This window comes from Actinoplanes xinjiangensis, from assembly GCF_003148685.1.
Taxonomy (GTDB): domain Bacteria; phylum Actinomycetota; class Actinomycetes; order Mycobacteriales; family Micromonosporaceae; genus Actinoplanes; species Actinoplanes xinjiangensis.
This window is the reverse complement of record NZ_QGGR01000026.1, coordinates 42,871-60,824: the sequence shown is the minus strand read 5'-3', so window position 1 is coordinate 60,824 and position 17,954 is coordinate 42,871. Positions and strand designations below refer to the sequence as shown.

Here is a 17,954-nt window from a genome sequence, read left to right as displayed (position 1 = left end):
GCTCGATAGGGTGACGGGAACGGAGGTGCGATCATGACGGCAGAAGGCGCCGCGGGCGAGACACACGAGGGCGTGCTGCTCGACGAGCCGACCACGGCCGACCTACGGGCCAAGGTCACCCAGGCCTGGCGGGAGTTCGCCAGTGCCCTGGCCGGGCTGCTGCCGACGCTGGCCCCGGGGTCATATGTCGACGTGACCCTCGACCCCACCGCTTCCGGTACCGGTACGGCGGTCTACTCGGTGAGCATCCGGGTTCTGGCCGACGGTGTCGTCGAGGCACTCGCGGTCGGCAACGCGGCTCTCCCCCAGGAGTATCGGATGGATCGGGCGGCCGTCGCCGACCTGGTCGCGCTCGGCTGGTCGCCGCCCGGTGTGCTGGCCGGGTCGGGTGACTCGTTCGGCATGCGCACCTCGCAGGACAAGGTCACCCCGCTGGCCACCGCCGTCACGCGGACGCTGCGGGACGTCTACGGCGCGCCGCACCCGGCGTTCCTCGTCTACCTGGTGCACGACGACGAGGACGAGCCGATCGACGCCAGCCCGCTGGGCACCGCCCGGCACGAGCCGAGCATCGAGCTCGCCCTGGACGCGCTGAGTGACGGCGATGCCCTGGAACGGGCGCTGGCCGGCGTCGCCGAGGACGTGGTGCCGCTGGACGAGCGGGTCCGTACGGTGGTGGCAACCATGTCCAAGACCACCGTCGACCAGCTTCAGGTCGACACCGACGGTGACATCGGTATCCGGGCCGGCTCGGCGATGGTCTTCGTCCGGGTGCGTGACAACCCGCCCCTGGTCGACGTCTTCTCCCCGATCCTCACCGAGGTGGAGCCGACCGAGCAGCTCTACGTGAAGCTCTCCGAGCTGACCAATCGCATGCCGATCGGCCGGCTCTACTGCGCGCAGGACACGGTGTGGGCGTCGATCCCGGTGTTCGGCCGCAACTTCCAGCCGACCCATCTGATGCTGGCGGTGCAGGTGATGACGGGGCTCGCCGACGAGCTGGACGACCGGTTGCACGGCGAGTTCGGGGGCAAACGGTTCTTCGGCGAGGGTGACAAGCCGGCCGCCCCGAAGGCGGAGGACAACGAGGGTCACCGCCCGGGGATGTATCTCTAGGGAGTCACCGGCGGGATCGCGGTCGGTGTCTCGACCAGCCGCGACAGCACGACCATGCTGCGGGTGGAGGTCACGAACGGCTCCGCCCGCAGCCGCTCCAGTGCCTGCTCGAGGTGCCCGATGTCGGCGGCCCGCAGGTGTACCAGCGCGTCCGCCTGCCCGGAGACCGTGTAGGCGCCGACCACTTCGGGGTGCCGGCGGGTGGCCACGGTGATCTGTGCCGGTGTGGTCCGCCCGGTGCAGAAGAGCTCAACGAACGCCTCGGTGGTCCAGCCGACCGCGGACGGCTCGATGACGGCCGTAAATCCCTTGATCACCCCGGTGGATCGAAGTCGATCGACACGTCTCTTCACCGCGGGAGCCGACAGCGAGACCTTGGCGCCGATCTCGGCATACGAAGCGCGGGCATCGGCGACGAGCAGCGCAATGATTCGCTGGTCGACGGCGTCCATCTGCAACGATTCGCCTCCGAGGAGCAATATTCAGAGCTGTTTGCTGCAACGCAGCCTACCTACTCTTTAACCTCATGAGCTACACGGAGCGCTTGCCGCGAACCAGGACATATCTGATGTGTCCCCCGGAGCATTTCACGGTCGAGTACGCCATCAACCCCTGGATGGACACCACTGTCGCGGTCGACGCAGGCCTGGCGCTGAAGCAGTGGGAGCAACTCCGCACCACGCTCACCGGCCTCGGTCACGTCGTGCACGTCCTGGACCCGGAGCCGGGCCTGCCGGACATGGTCTACTCCGCGAACGGCGCCTTCTCCGTCGACGGCACCGTCTACGGCGCCCGTTTCCTCTACCCGCAGCGCGCCGCCGAGGCCGTTGCGCACCAGGCGTTCTACCTGGCCGAGGAGACCTGGAAGTTCATCGCCCCGGAGCACGTCAACGAGGGTGAGGGCGACTTCGCGTACCTGCCCGGCGCGTACGGCGGCATCGTCCTCGCCGGCTACGGCTTCCGCACCGAGCCGTCCGCCCACGCCGAGGCCCAGGAGGTGCTTGGCCGCCCGGTGGTCTCGCTGCGCCTGGTCGACCCGGCCTTCTACCACCTGGACACCGCGCTCGCCGCCCTGGATGACCGGCATGTCACCTACTACCCCGGCGCCTTCTCCCCGGCCTCTCAGCGGGTGCTGGCCCAGCTCTTCCCGGATGCGGTGCTGGCCGACCGCGAGGATGCCGAGGCCTTCGGCCTGAATCTGGTCAGCGACGGCCGGAACGTGATCCTCAACACCGAGGCCGTGGCGATGGGGCGCAAGGTGCGCAACGCCGGATACCTCCCGGTTCACGTGGACCTGTCCGAGCTCAAGCGCGGTGGCGGAAGCGTCAAGTGTGCCGTCGCCGAACTGCGTCCCTGAACTCACCAACCACACGAGCATCGGTCGAAGGCGTGCGCAAAGATGGATCGCATGACCGACGACACCCGCACTACTGAGCACAAGGAAGACGGCTCCGTCATCGTCGTGGGCCCCGACGGCCGCCCGATGGGCACGGTCGAATCGGACGGCTCACTGACGCCGGAGGAGCCGGGCAACCTCATCGAGCAGCCGGCGAAGGTCATGCGCATCGGCAGCATGATCAAGCAGCTGCTCGAGGAGGTGCGGGCCGCTCCGCTCGACGAGGCCAGCCGCGGCCGGCTGCGGGAGATCCACCAGCGCTCCATCGCGGAGCTCGAGGACGGCCTCGCCCCCGAGCTCCGCGAGGAACTCGAACGGCTCTCCCTGCCCTTCGAGGGCGAGACCCCGCCGAGCGAGTCCGAGCTGCGGATCGCCCAGGCCCAGCTGGTCGGCTGGCTGGAGGGTCTCTTCCACGGCATCCAGGCCGCGCTGGTCGCCCAGCAGATGGCCGCCCGCCTCCAGCTGGAGCAGATGCGCGGCGGCGTCCCGGGTCGCCCGGCCCTGCCGGTCGGCGGCGTCATCCCCGGCAAGCAGGGCCCGTCCGACATCCTCGGCAATACCGGTCAATACCTCTGATCTGGTACGAGTCACTGGTCACCCGCCGAACCATCGCCGTCCCGTAGCTCCCGCGCGACATCCGCGGGAGCCGGGACCGCAACGCGGGCGCCGGGCTGAGGCGCGGGGTGACGGGAAGTCCGGCGACGGGCGGCCAGTTCGCAACAGATCAGGCGAACCGGTGGCCCGGTCGTACTGGATCAGGCGGCGGCCGTACCGAATCAGAGGTTGAACAGGGACGACAGGTATGCGGCGACGCCGTCGGCATCGTTGGTGCCGGTCGTGTCGTCGGCCACCGCGCGCAGCGCCGGGTGGGCGTTGCCGACCGCGACCCCGCGCCCGGCCCAGCTCAGCAGCGGAATGTCATTGGGCATGTCACCGAAGGCGACGACCTGGTCGGCGGTGATGCCGGCCCGCTCGCAATACCAGGCGAGGCCGGCCGCTTTGGTCACACCGGCCGCCGAGATCTCGACCAGCGCGGACGACGACGAACGGGTGGCCTCGGCCTGGTCCCCGAGGGTCCGGCTGATCAGCTCCAGGAAGTCGTCGGGGTCCGCGGTCGAGGACCGGGCCAGCAGTTTGACCGCCGGCACCGAGGTGAGCTCCTCCGGCGAGGCGATCACCCGCACCCGGTGGTCGTGCTCCCAGCGGATCGTCCAGGTGTCCTCGTGCAGGAAGGCGCGGCCGTCCTCCACCTCGACGGCCAGCGAGATGTCCGGCACGGCGTCACGCAGGGTCTTGGTGACCTCGAGCAGCAGCTCGACCGGGAGCGGAGACGCCCGCAGCACCTCGTCGGTGTGGGGGTCGTAGATGACCGCACCGTTCGCACAGACCGCGGGGAGCGGGGCCGGCAACTGGTCGTAGAGCTGGGCGAGCCATCGCAGCGGCCGGCCGGTCACCACGACCACCGGAACCGGGACCCGGCTCAGGACGTCGAGGGTGCGCGGGCTGAGGGTGCGCTCGCTGGTGATCAGCGTGCCGTCGATGTCGGAGGCGACGAGCCGGAACGTGTCGGCGGCGACCGGGCGGAAGGATCCCATCACCTCGACAATAGCCGGTCCAGGTAGACCGCCACCCCGTCCTCGTCATTGGCGAGCGTCACATCGTCCGCGGCCGCGAGCAGGGTCGGATGGGCGTTGGCGACGGCGACGCGGCCCCAGCCGGCCCAGGCGAACATCGGCAGGTCGTTGGGCATGTCACCGAAGACCAGCACGTCCGACGGGTCGACGCCGACGGCCTCGGCGACCACCGACAGGCCGCTGCCCTTGTCGACGCCCGCCGGGCAGATCTCCACGTAGTCGAGACCGGCCTGGGTGACCGTCGCGAGATCGGCCGGCACCACCCGGTGGGCCAGGTCCAGCAGTGCGTCGACGTCGAGCTGGAAGGAACGGGCGAACGCCTTGATCACCTCGCCGGACAGGCACTCGGCGCGGGTCCTCGACTCGACGGTGACCGGATAACGCCAGGTCGGGTCGTAGTCGCCCCAGAGTGGGGAGTCGTCGTGCTCCAGAGCCTCGAACATCACCGAGAGTGGGCCGGCCACCGACTCGAGAGCGCCCAGCGCCTCACCGAGCGCCCGGCCGGGCAGCCGGGCCTGACGCAGGTAGCGCGAGTCCTCCAGGTCGAGCACCCAGCCGCCCTGGGCGAGGACCAGGAAGTCGGCGACGCGGATGTCGTTGCGGGTGAGCGAGGTCAGACGCGGGCCGCGGCCGGTGGCGGCGACGATCCGGATACCGGCGGCCCGGACCCGGTCGAGGACCTCATGGGTGTACGCCGAGACGGTGTCGTCGCTGCGAACGAGGGTGCCGTCCAGGTCTGTCGCGATCAGCTTGGGGAGACCAGGCTTCATCGAAACCTCCGTGGGTCTGCTGACCCCCGCGGAGGGCGGAAGGAGAACGGTACACCCGATCGGCTACCAGCATCTATGACAATTGGTAGCCGACCGGTTGCCTGTTGATTAAGCGGGTTCGAGCACGTCCCGGCCGCCGAGGAACGGCTGGAGCGCCTTCGGCACCCGCACCGAGCCGTCGGGCTGCTGGTGGTTCTCCAGGATCGGGATCAGCCACCGGGTGGTCGCGAGCGTCCCGTTCAGGGTGGCGGCGATCTGCGGCTTGCCGTTCGCGTCCCGGTACCGCACGTTGAGCCGGCGCGCCTGGAAGGTGGTGGTGTTCGACGTCGACGTGACCTCGCGATACCGCTGCTGCGACGGCACCCACGCCTCGCAGTCGAACTTGCGGACCGCGCTCGACCCGAGATCACCGGCCGCCACGTCGATCACCCGGTACGGGATCTCGACCTTGGCCAGCATCTCCTCCTCCATCGCGAGCAGCCGCTGGTGCTCCTCGGCGGCGTCCTCGGGACGGCAGAACGAGAACATCTCCACCTTGTCGAACTGGTGCACACGCAGGATGCCGCGCACGTCCTTGCCGTGCGAGCCGGCCTCCCGGCGGTAACACGACGACCAGCCCGCGTAGCGCCGCGGCCCGTCCAGGTCGAGGATCTCGTTCGAGTGATACGCGGCGAGCGCGACCTCAGAGGTGCCGACCAGATACAGGTCGTCGGCCTCCAGCCGGTAGACCTCGCTGGCGTGGGCGCCCAGGTAGCCGGTGCCCTCCATCGACTCGGGCCGGACCAGCGTCGGCGTGATCGACGGGATGAACCCGTGCTCGACCGCCTGCTGGATGGCCAGTTGCAGCATGCCGAGCTGGAGCAGCGCGCCCACCCCGGTGAGGAAGTAGAACCGCGACCCGGACACCTTCGCGCCGCGCTCGGTGTCGATGGCGCGCAGTGCCTCGCCGATCTCCAGGTGGTCTCTCGGCTCGGCGATCTGCGGGATGTCGCCGACCTCGCGCAGCACGACGAAGTCGTCCTCGCCACCGGGCGGTGCGCCCTCCACCACGTTCGACACGGCCAGGTGCGCCCGCTTGAGCGCCTGTTCCGCCTCGCTCGCGGCGGCCTCGGCGGCCTTCACCTCTCCAGCGAGATTCTTGGTACGGGCCAGCAGCGCCGCCCGCTCGTCCCCGGAAGCCCTGGCGACCTCCTTGCCGATGGATCTCTGCTCGGCCCGGACCGTCTCGAACCGCTGGGTGGCGGCCCGGCGCTCCTCGTCGGCACGCAGCAGCACATCCACGAGCTCGGTGGACTCACCGCGCAGCCGCTGGCTGGCGCGGATCAGTTCGGGGTCGTCACGAAGCAGACGCAGGTCAATCACGGTTGTCGAGCCTACCGGCGTCCCGGTCCGATCAGCACCCGGATATCCCCCGGTGTCACGATCGGTGCGGCTGGTCCAGCTCTCCGGGGTACGACGCGAACGGTGTGGTCGGTGTGATGGTCACGTCCAGCGCGTCGTCGGCCTCGGTGACCGGCGGTTCCGGATCCTCCGCGACGGTCCGTGCGGGCATCCACAGTGCGACGAGCGCGAGAGTCACGGCGGCCAGCGCACACCACAACCCGCGCCCGTGTGCCGTCCGCAGCGAGTCCTCCTCGGTGACGTTGAACGCCATCAGGTATTTCGGGAGCAGCGCGCTCGTCTCGTTCAGATACTGGACCAGCGAGAGGAGCAGCGCGAGCAGGACACCGCCCAGGGCGAAACCCGCGACCCTCGTGTACGCCCGGCCGGGCGCCGGCCCGAACAGGGTGAGCACGACCGCGACCGCCAGCAGCAACAACCCGATCAGGTAGCCGGCGCCCACCCCGCCCAGATCGAGCAGATTGGCGAGCAGCACCCGTTCCTCGGGCAGTTGCTCGCCGTCGACACCGAGCTCCCGGATGGCGGTGCTCTGCCACTCGGAGATGAGCGACCCGAACGCCGCGACCGCGCCCAGACCGGCGACCAGCCCGGGCAGCCGTCTGTCCCGTCCCAGGTCACGAAGGATCGCCCGCCGGGGACTGTCGCCGGCACCGAAGGAGATCACGGACTCCGCCATAGGGTCCATGATGACCCCTCGCCCGGTCTGCGAACCAACGGGCGGCATATCGGATAGCGTTCTGCCCATGCCTATTCGTTCTTCTTCAGCCCGCTGGGAAGGGAACCTCACCGAGGGTTCCGGCACCGTCAAGACCGGCAAGGGTGGCCTCCAGGGCGCCTACTCCTTCAAGTCGCGTTTCGAGGAGGGCGAGGGGACCAACCCCGAGGAACTGATCGCGGCCGCGCACGCCGGCTGCTACTCGATGGCCTTCTCCAAGGGACTCGCCGACGCCGGCTTCACGCCGACCTCGGTGGAGACCGTGGCCAAGGTCCACCTGGACAAGAACGACGCCGGTTTCGGCGTCACCCGCATCGACCTGGAGACGGTCGGCGATGTTCCCGGCATCGACGACGCCAAGTTCCAGGAGCTGGCCGAGTCCGCCAAGGAGAACTGCCCGATCTCGCGGCTGCTGAAGCCGGGCGCCGAGATCAGCCTGGTCGCCAAGCTCGCCTGAGTCCGTCCCGGCGCGGCCGGGAGCGGCCGCGCCGGGAACCCGGGCACAATGAGTGTGTGCCGGTCGATATGAGTCCTGAACGCTTCGAGGAGTTGGTGGGCGAGGCGCTCGACGAGGTGCCCGTCGAGCTGATGTCGCTCATGAACAACGTGGTCTTCCTGGTGGAGGATCTGCCGCCGGGCGGCGGTGACGATCTGCTGGGGTTGTATGAGGGGACCGCACTGACCGAGCGCGGCTGGGACTACGCCGGCGCGCTGCCCGACCGGATCACCATCTTCCGGCTGCCCACGCTCAAGATGTGTGACTCCGAGGAGGACGTGGTCGACGAGGTCGCCGTGACGGTGGTGCACGAGATCGCCCACCATTTCGGCATCGACGACCAGCGCCTGCACGACCTCGGCTGGGGCTGACGCTTGTCGGGTGGACCTACGCTCGAACCATGCGCAGCGAACTCTTCTCGGCCGACAACCTGGAAAAAGAGCACAGCCAGCCGGGCCTCCGGCTGCAGAATGCGAAGCTTCTCAAAGCCGAGCTGAACGGGGACTTCCTGGCCCGGACCGGGTCGATGGTCGCCTACCAGGGGCAGGTGACGTTCGAGGCGCTCGGCTCCGGTGGCCTCGGCAAGTTCCTGAAGCAGAAGCTGACCGGCGAGGGTGTCCCGTTGATGCGGGTGCGCGGCAACGGCGACGTCTTCCTCGCCGAGAACGCGGCCGACATCCACCTGATCGACCTGGAACCCGGCGACGCCCTCTCCATCAACGGGGCGAACGTGCTGGCCTTCGACTCCACGCTGAACTACGACATCAAGATGGTCGGCGGCGCCGGGATGTTCTCCAGCGCGGGCCTGTTCAACTGCGTCTTCAGCGGACACGGCCGGATCGCGGTCACCACCCGCGGCACGCCCGTGGTGCTCAACGTCGACCAGCCGACCTACGTCGACCCGCAAGCCGCGATCGCCTGGTCCGCGAACCTTCAGACCGGCTTCCACAAGGCCGAGCAGTTCGGTCTGGGCACCCTGCTGGGCCGGACCACCGGTGAGCGCTTCACGATGAGTTTCGCCGGTCAGGGCTTCGTCATCGTCCAGCCGTCCGAGGAGCCGCCCGGCGGCCTGGCCGGCGTCGCCGAGAAGAAGTCGGGCAGCAGCGGCAGCAGCATCCTGGGCGACCTCTTCGACGACTAGCTCGCGGTCAGCTCCCTGTGCGCAGACCCGCCAGCCAGGCCGCGGAGTCGGCGAAGTCGCCGTCGGACAGGCCCGGCGGCGCCGCCACCGGCGGCTCCGGCTGCAGACGGTGCTTCGGGTAGCTGCCGAGGAACCGGACCTCGGCACAGATACGTCGCAGACCCTGCAGGGCCTCACCGACGCGGGCCTCGGCGACGTGCCCGGTGCAGTCGAGGAAGAAGACGTACGTCCCGAGCTGCTCACCGGTCGGCCGGGACTCGATCCGGGACAGGTTGACACCGCGCACGGCCAGTTCGGTGAGCACCGCGAGGAGCGCGCCGACCTGGTCGTGCCGGATCGACACGGCGAGCGAGGTGACATCGTCGCCGGTCGGCGCGGTCGGTGGCCCCGGCCGGGTGAGCAGGGCGAAGCGGGTGACCGCCTCGGCCCGGTCCGCGACCTTCTCGGCCAGCACGGCCAGGTTGTTGCGGCCGACCCCGATCGGCGCGCACAGGGCCGCGTCGTACTCACCGGCGGCCGCACTGATCGCCGCGGCCGCGTTGGAGAGCACGTCGACGACCACCGCGTCCGGCACGTTGGCCTGCAGCCAGTGCCGGCACTGTGCGGAGGCCTGCGGGTGCGCGGCGATCGAGCGGATCGAGGCGAGCGGCGCCGGTGTGCGGGCGGCCAGCACGAACTCGACCGGCAGCAGCACCTCCCGCGTGATCATCAGCGGGCTGCCGGTGATCAGCTCGTCGAGGGTGACCGGGACGGCCCCGCCCACCGAGTTCTCCAGCGGGACGAGAGCGGCGTCGGCGTCACCGGCACGGACCGCCTCGAGAGCCTCGGGCACACTGCGCGCCGGGGTACGGACTCCGTGCTCAGCGGCGGAGATGGTGCGCAGGGCAGCTTCGGTGAAGGTGCCCTCGGGGCCGAGGTAGGTGAAGTGCTTGGGCGGCGTACCGGGCATTTTCGAAAGTCTAGTCGTCGCGCGGCCTCAGGATCCGCAGGCCATCGCCCGGATCCCGGCCGGTGCCCGGGCCTTGACCGTCGGGTTGCACACGTCGGTGCCCGCGGTGACGAGTTCCAATGCGGTGCCGGTGCCGGTGGCGACCACGGACAACGGCTCCTCTCCGGTCATCCCGACCGTGGTGAAGCTCCATCCGCCCGCGCAGTACGGCCCGTCCAGCACGGCCAGGTTCCCGTCCGGCACGGCGGGACTGGACTTGGCCAGGGCGACGATCTGCGGCCCGGTCGGCTGGCCGGTGCACCGGGGCGCGTAGGACGGCGCCGGGCCGGCCGTGGTGGTCGGCAGCGTGGTCGCCGGCCGGGTGATCGTGGTGGTGGCGGTGACCGGGCCGGTCGGATACGTGTACGTCGGGGTGACCATCGGCGGCGGCGAGTAGATCGACGGCGGCGCCAGGCCACCGGCCGGGACGCTGCCGGGGGACACGCTGCCCCCGGCGGGCGGCAGCGGCGGCGAGGTCGGCAGGGCCTCGGGCGGGGCGCCGCAGGCGCTCAGGATCAGCAGGCCGACGGCCGGCGCGAGGAGGCGTGTGCGGGGGGACACGCGCTCATGGTAAGAGCGAAAGTGTCAGCTGGCGATCCGATGCCCGGCCGCGGTGAGCGTATTGACCGCCTCGGTCAGCCGCACCGTGGGCACGAGCAGGTAATCCGTGTCGTAGGTCGAGAACGTCACGATGTTGACGCGGGCTTCGGCGAGCGGCCCGACCAGCGACGCGAGCACCCCCGTCATGGCCAGGTTGAGGTCGGCCACGCGCAGGCATCGCCACGCCGTGTCGGCGACCGCGTCCGCCGGGATCCGGTCGTTGGGGCAGATCACCGAGAGCTCGTCGACACCCCAGGTCACCGAGATGACGCTCTTGTCGTCCGGACCTGCGGTGAGCGAGGCGGGCAGGGTCGAGCCGGCGGGAAGCCGACACACCGCGTATTCACCCGGTAACAGGTCTAGATCGAGCATGTTCGCAGACTACGTTGCGGATCTGTAACGTCCAACGGTTGCCACGTGCGGTAAACGACACACCGTAGTGAGCAAAAGGGACGTCAGTACCGTACCGGGGACAGGAAGGTCAGCGTTCCGCCCACCCGGTCGCCGGCCATCAGCGGTGTCGAGATCGCGTCGACCGTCAGCGGGGCCTCGCCCTCACCCGGAACCACCCGGATCAGGCCGCGGGCCAGCCGCTCGCTGCGGAGCGCGAGCAGCGGCGGGATGTTCTCCGCCTCGGGGTCCTCCAGGCGGCCACCGCCCGCGGTGAAGTCGATGAGGCGCACCGCGGTGCTGAACCGCCGGCCGACCGCATCGGCGGGCTTGCCCAGGCCGAGCAGCTCGCTCCCGGACGGGGACACCGCGACGATCGAGCCCTCGACGTCGATCACCAGACAGGGCTCGTCAGCCGTCGCGACCGTCATCGTCCAGCGCTCGACGCCGGTGATGAACTCGGCCTCCGACGGTGTCCGGGCCTGGGGGACGAACGCTCCCGAGAGGGAGAGCTCAACATGCGCCACCGGCTCCTCCTCGTTCCTCTTCGCATCACGGGCCGGCGCAGAACGCCGGCCCGCGATGGCGTCGTCAGGAACGTTACCGGCGGCTCAGCCGCTTGTCAGCGGCCGTCTGTCCGTTGCCGTACGAAGAGTAGTTCGACCAGGTGCCCGGGTGGTGGGCGACCGAGGACAGCTTGTTCGCCGTGGCCGGGGAGATCTTCGCGCCACCGGCGATGAGCAGGCGGTCGAGTTCCTTGTCGGTGGAGACGAGACAGTCCTTGGGCAGGCCGTGGACGCTGATCACGCCGTTTCCGACGAAGGTGAGCACGGCGGTCACCGGGACGTTGAGCCCGACCACGGAGGTGAGTGCCTTGGCGGCGCGGCGGGCGTCCTTGCGGGCCTCCACCACGTACTCCGGGCGCTTTCCGTTGATCTGGACCACGTCACCGGCGATCAGGACGCGGGAGCGACCGTGGTCGACCACCGTGACGGCGTAGACGCCGCCGGGGCCGATCGCGAGGAATCCGGCCCGTTCGTCGGCCGGGTTGGGCTCGTAGTAGGCGTGCGAGACATCCGTTCGCGGCCAGTCCACGATGTGCCAGTTCGGTCCGAGGCGGTCGAGCCTCGTGAGTGCGCGGGCTCCGGCGGCCTCGAGGCGACGGACACCACGCTCGGCGCGACGACGGCGCGCCCACTCGGTGGGTGTGATGATGCGCGGCGGCTCGTCCACGAGAGAGGACGGATGCCTTCGGTCCACGGCAGTGGACGTTTGTGACGGCATGGGCAGCGCGGGGCGGGCGGGGAAGACAGTCACTGCGACCTCCGGCAAAAGGTCAGTTGGGCTCTCTTTTCCAACTACCGTACGTGCTCGCGTCCCTACGGAACAGGGCGGCGGGTGGGAAAGAAAGGGGAGTGAGTATGGATGAATGCCGCATTCACGACAACATCTTCTTTCGGATGGTGCATGTGCACCTTCTCAAGCTATCGCCCGCCCCCTGCCGATGCATGGCCGTCCCAAGATCTAGTCACAACGTCACGACCCGATAGCGCTCGGTACGGACTAACGTCGGGGAGGTGTACGTCGACAGTGAAGTCAGCCGCCTCCGTACCGTACTGCTGCACCGTCCGTCAGCGGAACTCGCACGGCTCACACCCAGGAACAACGATTCGTTGCTGTTCGATGGGATCCCCTGGGTCAGCCGGGCCCAGGAGGAGCACGACGCGTTCGCCGAGGCGCTGCGCAGCCGCGGTGTCGAGGTGCTCTACCTCGGTGACCTGCTCGCCGAGACGCTCACCCTGCCGGAGGCGCGCGCCGAGCTGACCGCCGGTGTCCTGGCCGCCCGTCGTCTCGGTGACTCGCTGCGCGCCACCGTCGCCGGCTACCTGGCCGATCAGGACCCGGACCGGCTGGGCGAGATCCTGGTCGCCGGCCTCGCCCATGAAGAGATCAAGTCGACGGGTGGCGGTCTCGTGTACGAGATGATGGACCGGCACGACTTCGTCATCGATCCGCTGCCCAACCTGCTGTTCACCCGTGACTCGTCGGTGTGGGTGCGCGATCGGGTGGCGGTCACCAGCCTGGCGATGCGGGCCCGCAGGCGGGAGACCACCATCACCCACGCCATCTACCGCCACCATCCCCGGTTCGCCGGCGCCGAGCTGCTCTTCGACCCGTCGCTGGAGCATGTCGAGGGTGGGGACGTGCTGGTCCTGGCGCCGGAGGTGCTCGCCATCGGCGTCGGCGAGCGGACCACCCCGGCCGGCGCCGAGCGGCTCGCCCAGCGGGTCATCGCGGCGGGTCTGGCGCACACCGTGCTGGCCGTGCCGATCGCTCAGGAACGCGCCACCATGCACCTGGACACCGTCTGCACCATGGTGGACGTCGACGCCGTCGTGATGTATCCGAACCTGGCCGACAGCCTCCAGGCGTGGACCGTCACCGGCCTCGACGGTGAGCTGCGGGTCGGTGCGCCCCGGCCGTTCCTGGAGGCGGCGGCCGAGGCGATGGGCATCGACCGGCTCCGGGTCATCGACACCGGCCTGGACCCGGTCACCGCCGAACGCGAACAGTGGGACGACGGCAACAACACGCTCGCCATCGCACCCCGGCTCTGCGTCGCCTACGAACGCAACGTCGAGACCAACGCCCAGCTGGAGCGCGCCGGCATCGAGGTGGTCCGGATCAGCGGGTCCGAGCTGGGTTCGGGCCGCGGCGGGCCGCGCTGCATGAGTTGCCCCATTCAGCGCGACCCACTGCGATGAAGATCAACCCCTGATAGGGGTACGCCTAGCGCAGGGTCAGCTGGCGGCCGATGAGGCCCTGCTTCGCGCGCCGGGCAGCGGCGTCCAGCGGCTCGTCCATGGCCAGGATGTCGGTGTAACGCTTGACGAAGTCGGCCAGCGGAGCGTCGAACTCGGTGCCCTCCGGCTCACCCGGCACATCCCAGACCGGGACGAGCAGGCCGTGCGCCCGGAACATGCCGGCGAACTTGGTGCCCTCACCGAGCAGCAGCTCACCCGAGGCGGACAGCCGGGACAGCGCGTCCAGTGCCCGGTCCTCCGGCTCGCCGAGCACCCAGCGGACGTGGCTCTTGTCCGGGGCGACCCGGCACCAGTACGCCGCCTTGGCCGCGGCCAGCCGCACGGTCGGGTAGATCGAGGCGTTGGCCCGCTCCAGGGACGCCTTCACGGTGGCGTCCTGCATCTGCTCCGGGTCCAGCCAGTACTCGAAGCCCTCGTGCATGGTGATCTCGAGCGGGTTGTCGACCAGGATGTCCTGCAGGCGCGGGCCCTCACCGGGCAGCGCGGGCACCGACACGGTGGTGCCGGGCTCGGTCTGGAGCGCGTTCAGGATCGCCACGGCCAGGTCGCGGGACACGTCACCGGACTGGACGTGCCGCTGGAGGCCGATGAAGACGTGCCCGTCGCGGCGGGACATGGCCGGCCACGCCATCGGCAACACCGTCGACAGGGTCACCGAGCGGTCGCCGTACTCCTCGACGATCTCCGGTTTGAGGGTCAGCGGCGCGGACGCGGCCGGGACCAGCTCGCGCAGGGCGATCCATTCCGGCTCGTCGGCCAGGCCCTCGAACGGGCGGGCGACGAAGATGTCGCGCACCTTCGTCTTCGGTGCGGTTTCGCGGGACTTGCGACGCTTGCTCACGGGGAACCAGGGTAAGCGGTCATTCCCGCGATCCGGTGACCTGGGCCACCTGATGTCGCTCAGCCGTGGCTCACGCGCGCGGCAGGCGCACCTCGGCGACCGTGCCGCCACCCTCCCGCGGGCGCAGCGACACCCACCCGTTCTGCCGCTCCGCCAGCCGCCTGACCAGGTAGAGCCCGAGCCCGGCGCCGGCCCGGTGGTGCCCCGAGTCGGCCTGCCAGTATCGGTCGAAGGCGTGCTCCACGTGCTCGGGGGCGATGCCGGTGCCCCGGTCGGACACCCGGAACCGCAGCGTGTCGTCGTCGGCCCCGGCACACACCTCGACCGTGGTGTCCGGCTCCGAGTACTTCTCGGCGTTGGTGGCCAGCTCGGTGAGGATGGTGGCGATCGAGTCGCGGGACCCGTACGCCTTGGGCAGGTCCTCGGGCATGTGCGACAGCACCAGCCGCCGGCGCAGATCGCCGGGCAGTGTGCCGGCCGCCTCGCGCAGCGCCTCCACCAGGTCGAACGGGCCGGCCGGAGAGGCGCCGACCGCGCCGTCCTGCTCGCTCGCGGCGAAGAGCAGCCGGTCGACCAGCCGGGCCAGCTCCCCGGCGCGGGTGCCGATCACCCGGACCGCCTCGCGCCGGCCCGGCTCACCCAGGCTCTCCCAGTGGTTGGTCAGCGTGTCCGCGTAGCCCTTGATCACGGTGACCGGGGTGCGCAGCTCGTGGCTGGTCACCGCCACCCACAGGTCACGATCGGCGTCGGGCTCGGGCTCGTCGTGCGCCGGCAGCCCGGCGTTCAGCCCGTAGAGGCGCCCGGCCAGCCCGGCCAGCAGCTCCAGGACGGCGCTGAACTCCGGGGCCGGCGCGCTGCCCAGGCAGACGTGCAGCGAGCCGACCGCGCGGCCGCGATGGTGGCACCGGGCACCGAGCACGTGGCGGGTGTCGACGCCGTCGACGAGATCGGTGACCGGATCGGATCGGGGATCCACCCGGCGGCCCAGCGCCGGAGCCCACACGCCGGTGGCCACGATGATCCGGCCGTGGTCCGCCGCCGCCTCGACGAAGACGGCACCCTCGGCGCCCAGTGCCTCCTCGGCCAGGCCGACCAACTGCTGGAGCACCGACAGGCCCGCCTCGCCCGCGTCGAGGCGGCCGAGGAGCGCGACCTGACCGCGGGTCAGGGCCGCGTAGTCGGGGCGGTCCGGCATGCCTGCGAGTTTGCCTCGCCCGCCGGGTTTTGGGCAGACGAACCTAAGCGAATCCTGATGCTGACCAGCACCCAGTGGTGCACGTCACATCCGGTTGAGTTGGTCCAGCACGAACCGGGGACGGTCGGTGATCACTCCATCGACGCGGTGCTCCAGCACCAGACTCAGATCGGCCTCGTCGTTGACCGTCCAGACGTACACCTGATGCCCGGCCGCCTTGATCGACGGCAACAGCGTCGGGCGCGTCCTGATCAATTCGATGCCGGGCCCGGCGGTCCGGGCGCCGAACGGCAACCGGCCGCGGCCGGCACCCGGCGGCAGCAGCTCCATCAGATAGACCGTGGGCAGACCGGGCGCCTGTGCCCGGACCCGGCGCAGCGCGAGCGCCGCGAAGGACATCACGGTGACCTGGACGTCGTCGTCCGGCTTCGGGTCGGCCAGGCCGTAGTGCCGCAGCATCCGGATCAGCCGGCGCTCCACCTCGGCGCCGTAGCGGGACGGGTGCTTCGTCTCGATCAGCAGCCGCACCGGCCGGCCGGAGGAGAGCACCGCCTCCAGCAGCCGCTCCAGGGTGAGCAGCCGGGCGAGCTCGGGCAGCTCGGCGTCGGCCGGATAGCCGGGATGCCAGGAGCCGAAGTTCAGCGCGTCCAGCTCGGCCAGGGTCTTCGAGCTGACCCGGCCCCGCCCGTCGCTGGTCCGGTCGAGTCGGCTGTCGTGCACGCAGACCAGATGCCCGTCCCGGCTCAGCCGGACATCGCACTCCAGCCCGTCGGCACCCTCGTCGAGGGCGCGCAGATAGGCGCCGAGGGTGTGCTCGGGCAGCGCGTCGGCTCCGCCGCGGTGGGCGAAGACCAGTGGGCGGTACCCGGTAGTCACAGCACGCGGGCAGGCTGCCCGTTGTCGGTGACCATGTCCTTACCGAGAGCGGACCACGACTGCATGCCGCCGTCGAGGTTGCGCACGTTGTCCCAGCCGTTGTTCATCAGATAGGCCACGACCTGGCCGGAACGCCCGCCGGCCCGGCACACCACGACCACCTCGCCGTCGGTGGGCACCTCGGCCATCCGGGCCGGGACCTCCATCATCGGCAGGTGGTGGGCGCCGGGCGCGTGGCCGGCCTTCCACTCGTCGGGCTCGCGCACGTCGAGCAGGTAGACGCCGGGGGCGACTTGGTCAGCGGTGACGCTGGGAACCTGAGGTCCGAACACCCGATCAGATTAGGCCCGTCTCCGGTCCATTCAAGGGGCGGGGTCGCCGGTGTTCCACCAGGGAGGTGGATCACTTCTCGTTCGCCACCACCTCGGGATGATCGAGCACGAACTCGCCCAGCTGATCCCTCTTCGCCGCCTGGAACATCTCCAGGCTGACGTCCTGGAACTGCTCACGCCCGTTGCCGTTGCTGGAGAAGGTGCCGCTGTTGGTGCGCAGCAGCACCATGTCGTTGGCGGCGACGTCCTTGAGGCCGAGCGCGAAGTCCGCGATCTCGATGTCGCCGATGTCCAGGGTGAACGCCTTACCCGCCGACTTGATCAGCGAGCTGATCCTGATCGGGTTGGTCATCACGCCGCTGTCCGACGCCTTCCTGGCCATCGCCTTGAGCAACTGCTGCTGGTGACGCTGCCGGTCGTAGTCGCCGTTCTTGAGCCCGTAGCGCTGACGGGCGTAGTCGAGCGCCTCCCAGCCCGCCATCTGCCGGCAGCCCACCTTGTGCACCACCGGTTTCGGGCTCCGGCCCTGCTTCTGGGCCTCGGTGAGATAGACCGGCCCACCGTCGATCAACCCCAGGTGCTTCGAGGTGACCTGCTGGTCGACGCACATGTCGACGCCGCCGAGCTCGTCGATCACACCCTTGAAGCCGTTGAAGTTGATGATCGCGGCTCCGTCGAAGCTGATCCCGGTCATGTTCTTGAGCGTCTTGGCGAGCAACTGGGCGCCACCGGCCGCCCCGGCGCCGTTCTGGGCGCCCCAGTAGAACGCCTCGGTCGCCTTCACCGTGCCGCCCTCCCACCGGCTCGGCGCGAACGCCGGCGTCTCGACCTCGGTGTCGCGCGGGACGGAGATCAGGAACGCCTGGTCGTGGGTGGCGGGGATGTGCAGGATGATGATCGTGTCGGCGTGCACCGTGTCGTCGGACCAGCTGGCGCGCTTGTCGACGCCCATCAGCAGCAGGTCGATCGGGCCCTCGATGGTGGCGCCGCCACCCTCCTCGACCGTCTTCTTGGCGTCGCCGGTGAGGTTCTGGACCTCGATCGTCGCGGTGGTCTCGCTGATCAGCATCCTGCCGCCGATCAGGCCGCCCCCGCTCGCGAGCAGCAGCACCGCTCCGGCCGTGGCGGAGAGCCGCGCCCAGAGCGGTGACCGACGCTTGCGGATCTTCTCGGGAGATGACGGCGGCACGACGGGTGGCGACGGCCGGTTCGCCGTGACGGTCATGCAGCACTCCAAG

The 17,954-nt window shown here is 70.0% G+C and carries 22 protein-coding genes; 7 read left to right on the top strand and 15 right to left on the bottom strand.

The window, feature by feature from the left end:
* The first annotated feature begins 33 nt into the window (after nt 1-33).
* Entirely contained in the window at nt 34-1,116 is a 1,083-nt protein-coding gene (locus tag BC793_RS38315) for a T3SS (YopN, CesT) and YbjN peptide-binding chaperone 1 (protein ID WP_109601514.1), read from the top strand.
* On the opposite strand, the gene BC793_RS38310 is transcribed toward BC793_RS38315, so the two are convergent.
* Nucleotides 1,113-1,574: an Lrp/AsnC family transcriptional regulator gene (locus BC793_RS38310; protein WP_109601513.1), complete on the bottom strand. Its 462-nt coding sequence runs from the start codon at nt 1,572-1,574 to the stop codon at nt 1,113-1,115. The genes BC793_RS38315 and BC793_RS38310 overlap by 4 nt on opposite strands.
* A 68-nt stretch (nt 1,575-1,642) precedes the next feature.
* Between BC793_RS38310 and ddaH the strand changes: the two genes are divergently transcribed.
* Nucleotides 1,643-2,473 (top strand): dimethylargininase, encoded by an 831-nt coding sequence (gene ddaH / locus BC793_RS38305; RefSeq protein ID WP_109601512.1) that lies wholly within the window; start codon nt 1,643-1,645, stop codon nt 2,471-2,473.
* A gap of 51 nt (nt 2,474-2,524) precedes the next feature.
* A complete protein-coding gene (locus BC793_RS38300) occupies nt 2,525-3,088 on the top strand; it encodes a bacterial proteasome activator family protein (protein ID WP_109601511.1) in 564 nt (187 codons plus the stop codon).
* A gap of 200 nt (nt 3,089-3,288) precedes the next feature.
* On the opposite strand, the gene BC793_RS38295 is transcribed toward BC793_RS38300, so the two are convergent.
* From BC793_RS38295 to BC793_RS38280, 4 genes are all read right to left on the bottom strand, one after another.
* Nucleotides 3,289-4,107 (bottom strand): HAD family hydrolase, encoded by an 819-nt coding sequence (locus tag BC793_RS38295; protein ID WP_109601510.1) that lies wholly within the window; start codon nt 4,105-4,107, stop codon nt 3,289-3,291.
* Nucleotides 4,107-4,916: an HAD family hydrolase gene (locus BC793_RS38290; RefSeq protein ID WP_109601509.1), complete on the bottom strand. Its 810-nt coding sequence runs from the start codon at nt 4,914-4,916 to the stop codon at nt 4,107-4,109. Before BC793_RS38290 ends, BC793_RS38295 begins: the two co-directional genes overlap by 1 nt.
* Nucleotides 4,917-5,024: 108 nt before the next feature.
* Nucleotides 5,025-6,278, bottom strand: a complete 1,254-nt coding sequence (gene serS, locus BC793_RS38285) for a serine--tRNA ligase (RefSeq protein WP_109601508.1) — start codon at nt 6,276-6,278, stop codon at nt 5,025-5,027.
* Between the two features lie 55 nt (nt 6,279-6,333).
* Nucleotides 6,334-6,993, bottom strand: coding sequence for a hypothetical protein (locus tag BC793_RS38280; RefSeq protein ID WP_109601507.1), 660 nt, complete (start codon nt 6,991-6,993; stop codon nt 6,334-6,336).
* Nucleotides 6,994-7,060: 67 nt separating this feature from the next.
* On the opposite strand from BC793_RS38280, the gene BC793_RS38275 reads away from it, so the two are divergent.
* The 3 genes from BC793_RS38275 to BC793_RS38265 all read left to right on the top strand — a co-directional run bounded on the left by BC793_RS38275 (nt 7,061) and on the right by BC793_RS38265 (nt 8,669).
* Nucleotides 7,061-7,489 (top strand): OsmC family protein, encoded by a 429-nt coding sequence (locus tag BC793_RS38275; RefSeq protein WP_109601506.1) that lies wholly within the window; start codon nt 7,061-7,063, stop codon nt 7,487-7,489.
* Nucleotides 7,490-7,557: 68 nt separating this feature from the next.
* Nucleotides 7,558-7,899, top strand: coding sequence for a metallopeptidase family protein (locus tag BC793_RS38270; protein ID WP_364073559.1), 342 nt, complete (start codon nt 7,558-7,560; stop codon nt 7,897-7,899).
* A 29-nt stretch (nt 7,900-7,928) separates the two neighbouring features.
* Entirely contained in the window at nt 7,929-8,669 is a 741-nt protein-coding gene (locus BC793_RS38265) for an AIM24 family protein (protein ID WP_109601504.1), read from the top strand.
* Nucleotides 8,670-8,676: 7 nt separating this feature from the next.
* Here BC793_RS38265 and pheA read toward each other — a convergent pair whose 3' ends face one another.
* From pheA to BC793_RS38240, 5 genes are all read right to left on the bottom strand, one after another.
* Nucleotides 8,677-9,618, bottom strand: coding sequence for a prephenate dehydratase (gene pheA, locus BC793_RS38260; RefSeq protein ID WP_109601503.1), 942 nt, complete (start codon nt 9,616-9,618; stop codon nt 8,677-8,679).
* 27 nt (nt 9,619-9,645) lie between these two features.
* On the bottom strand, nt 9,646-10,218 hold the full coding sequence (locus BC793_RS38255; protein ID WP_109601502.1) for a hypothetical protein: 573 nt from the start codon (nt 10,216-10,218) through the stop codon (nt 9,646-9,648).
* Nucleotides 10,219-10,242: 24 nt separating this feature from the next.
* Nucleotides 10,243-10,629, bottom strand: a complete 387-nt coding sequence (locus BC793_RS38250; protein WP_109601501.1) for an ACT domain-containing protein — start codon at nt 10,627-10,629, stop codon at nt 10,243-10,245.
* A gap of 83 nt (nt 10,630-10,712) precedes the next feature.
* Nucleotides 10,713-11,174 (bottom strand): PAS domain-containing protein, encoded by a 462-nt coding sequence (locus tag BC793_RS38245; RefSeq protein ID WP_109601500.1) that lies wholly within the window; start codon nt 11,172-11,174, stop codon nt 10,713-10,715.
* A gap of 73 nt (nt 11,175-11,247) precedes the next feature.
* Nucleotides 11,248-11,964 carry a hypothetical protein gene (locus BC793_RS38240; RefSeq protein WP_109601499.1) on the bottom strand — a complete coding sequence of 239 codons (717 nt, stop codon included), beginning with the start codon at nt 11,962-11,964 and terminating at the stop codon, nt 11,248-11,250.
* 260 nt (nt 11,965-12,224) lie between these two features.
* On the opposite strand from BC793_RS38240, the gene BC793_RS38235 reads away from it, so the two are divergent.
* Entirely contained in the window at nt 12,225-13,412 is a 1,188-nt protein-coding gene (locus BC793_RS38235; protein WP_109601498.1) for an arginine deiminase, read from the top strand.
* 25 nt (nt 13,413-13,437) lie between these two features.
* On the opposite strand, the gene BC793_RS38230 is transcribed toward BC793_RS38235, so the two are convergent.
* From BC793_RS38230 to BC793_RS38210, 5 genes are all read right to left on the bottom strand, one after another.
* The gene (locus BC793_RS38230) at nt 13,438-14,313 is read right to left on the bottom strand and encodes a DUF5926 family protein (protein WP_109601497.1); all 876 of its coding nucleotides are present in this window, start codon (nt 14,311-14,313) and stop codon (nt 13,438-13,440) included.
* 70 nt (nt 14,314-14,383) lie between these two features.
* Nucleotides 14,384-15,508 (bottom strand): sensor histidine kinase, encoded by a 1,125-nt coding sequence (locus BC793_RS38225; protein WP_109601496.1) that lies wholly within the window; start codon nt 15,506-15,508, stop codon nt 14,384-14,386.
* A gap of 84 nt (nt 15,509-15,592) precedes the next feature.
* Complete coding sequence (locus tag BC793_RS38220) at nt 15,593-16,384, bottom strand: glycerophosphodiester phosphodiesterase (protein WP_109601495.1); 792 nt, start codon at nt 16,382-16,384, stop codon at nt 15,593-15,595.
* A complete protein-coding gene (locus BC793_RS38215) occupies nt 16,381-16,716 on the bottom strand; it encodes a rhodanese-like domain-containing protein (protein ID WP_109601494.1) in 336 nt (111 codons plus the stop codon). Before BC793_RS38215 ends, BC793_RS38220 begins: the two co-directional genes overlap by 4 nt.
* 70 nt (nt 16,717-16,786) lie before the next feature.
* Nucleotides 16,787-17,941 carry an LCP family protein gene (locus tag BC793_RS38210; RefSeq protein ID WP_109601493.1) on the bottom strand — a complete coding sequence of 385 codons (1,155 nt, stop codon included), beginning with the start codon at nt 17,939-17,941 and terminating at the stop codon, nt 16,787-16,789.
* Nucleotides 17,942-17,954 lie beyond the last annotated feature (13 nt).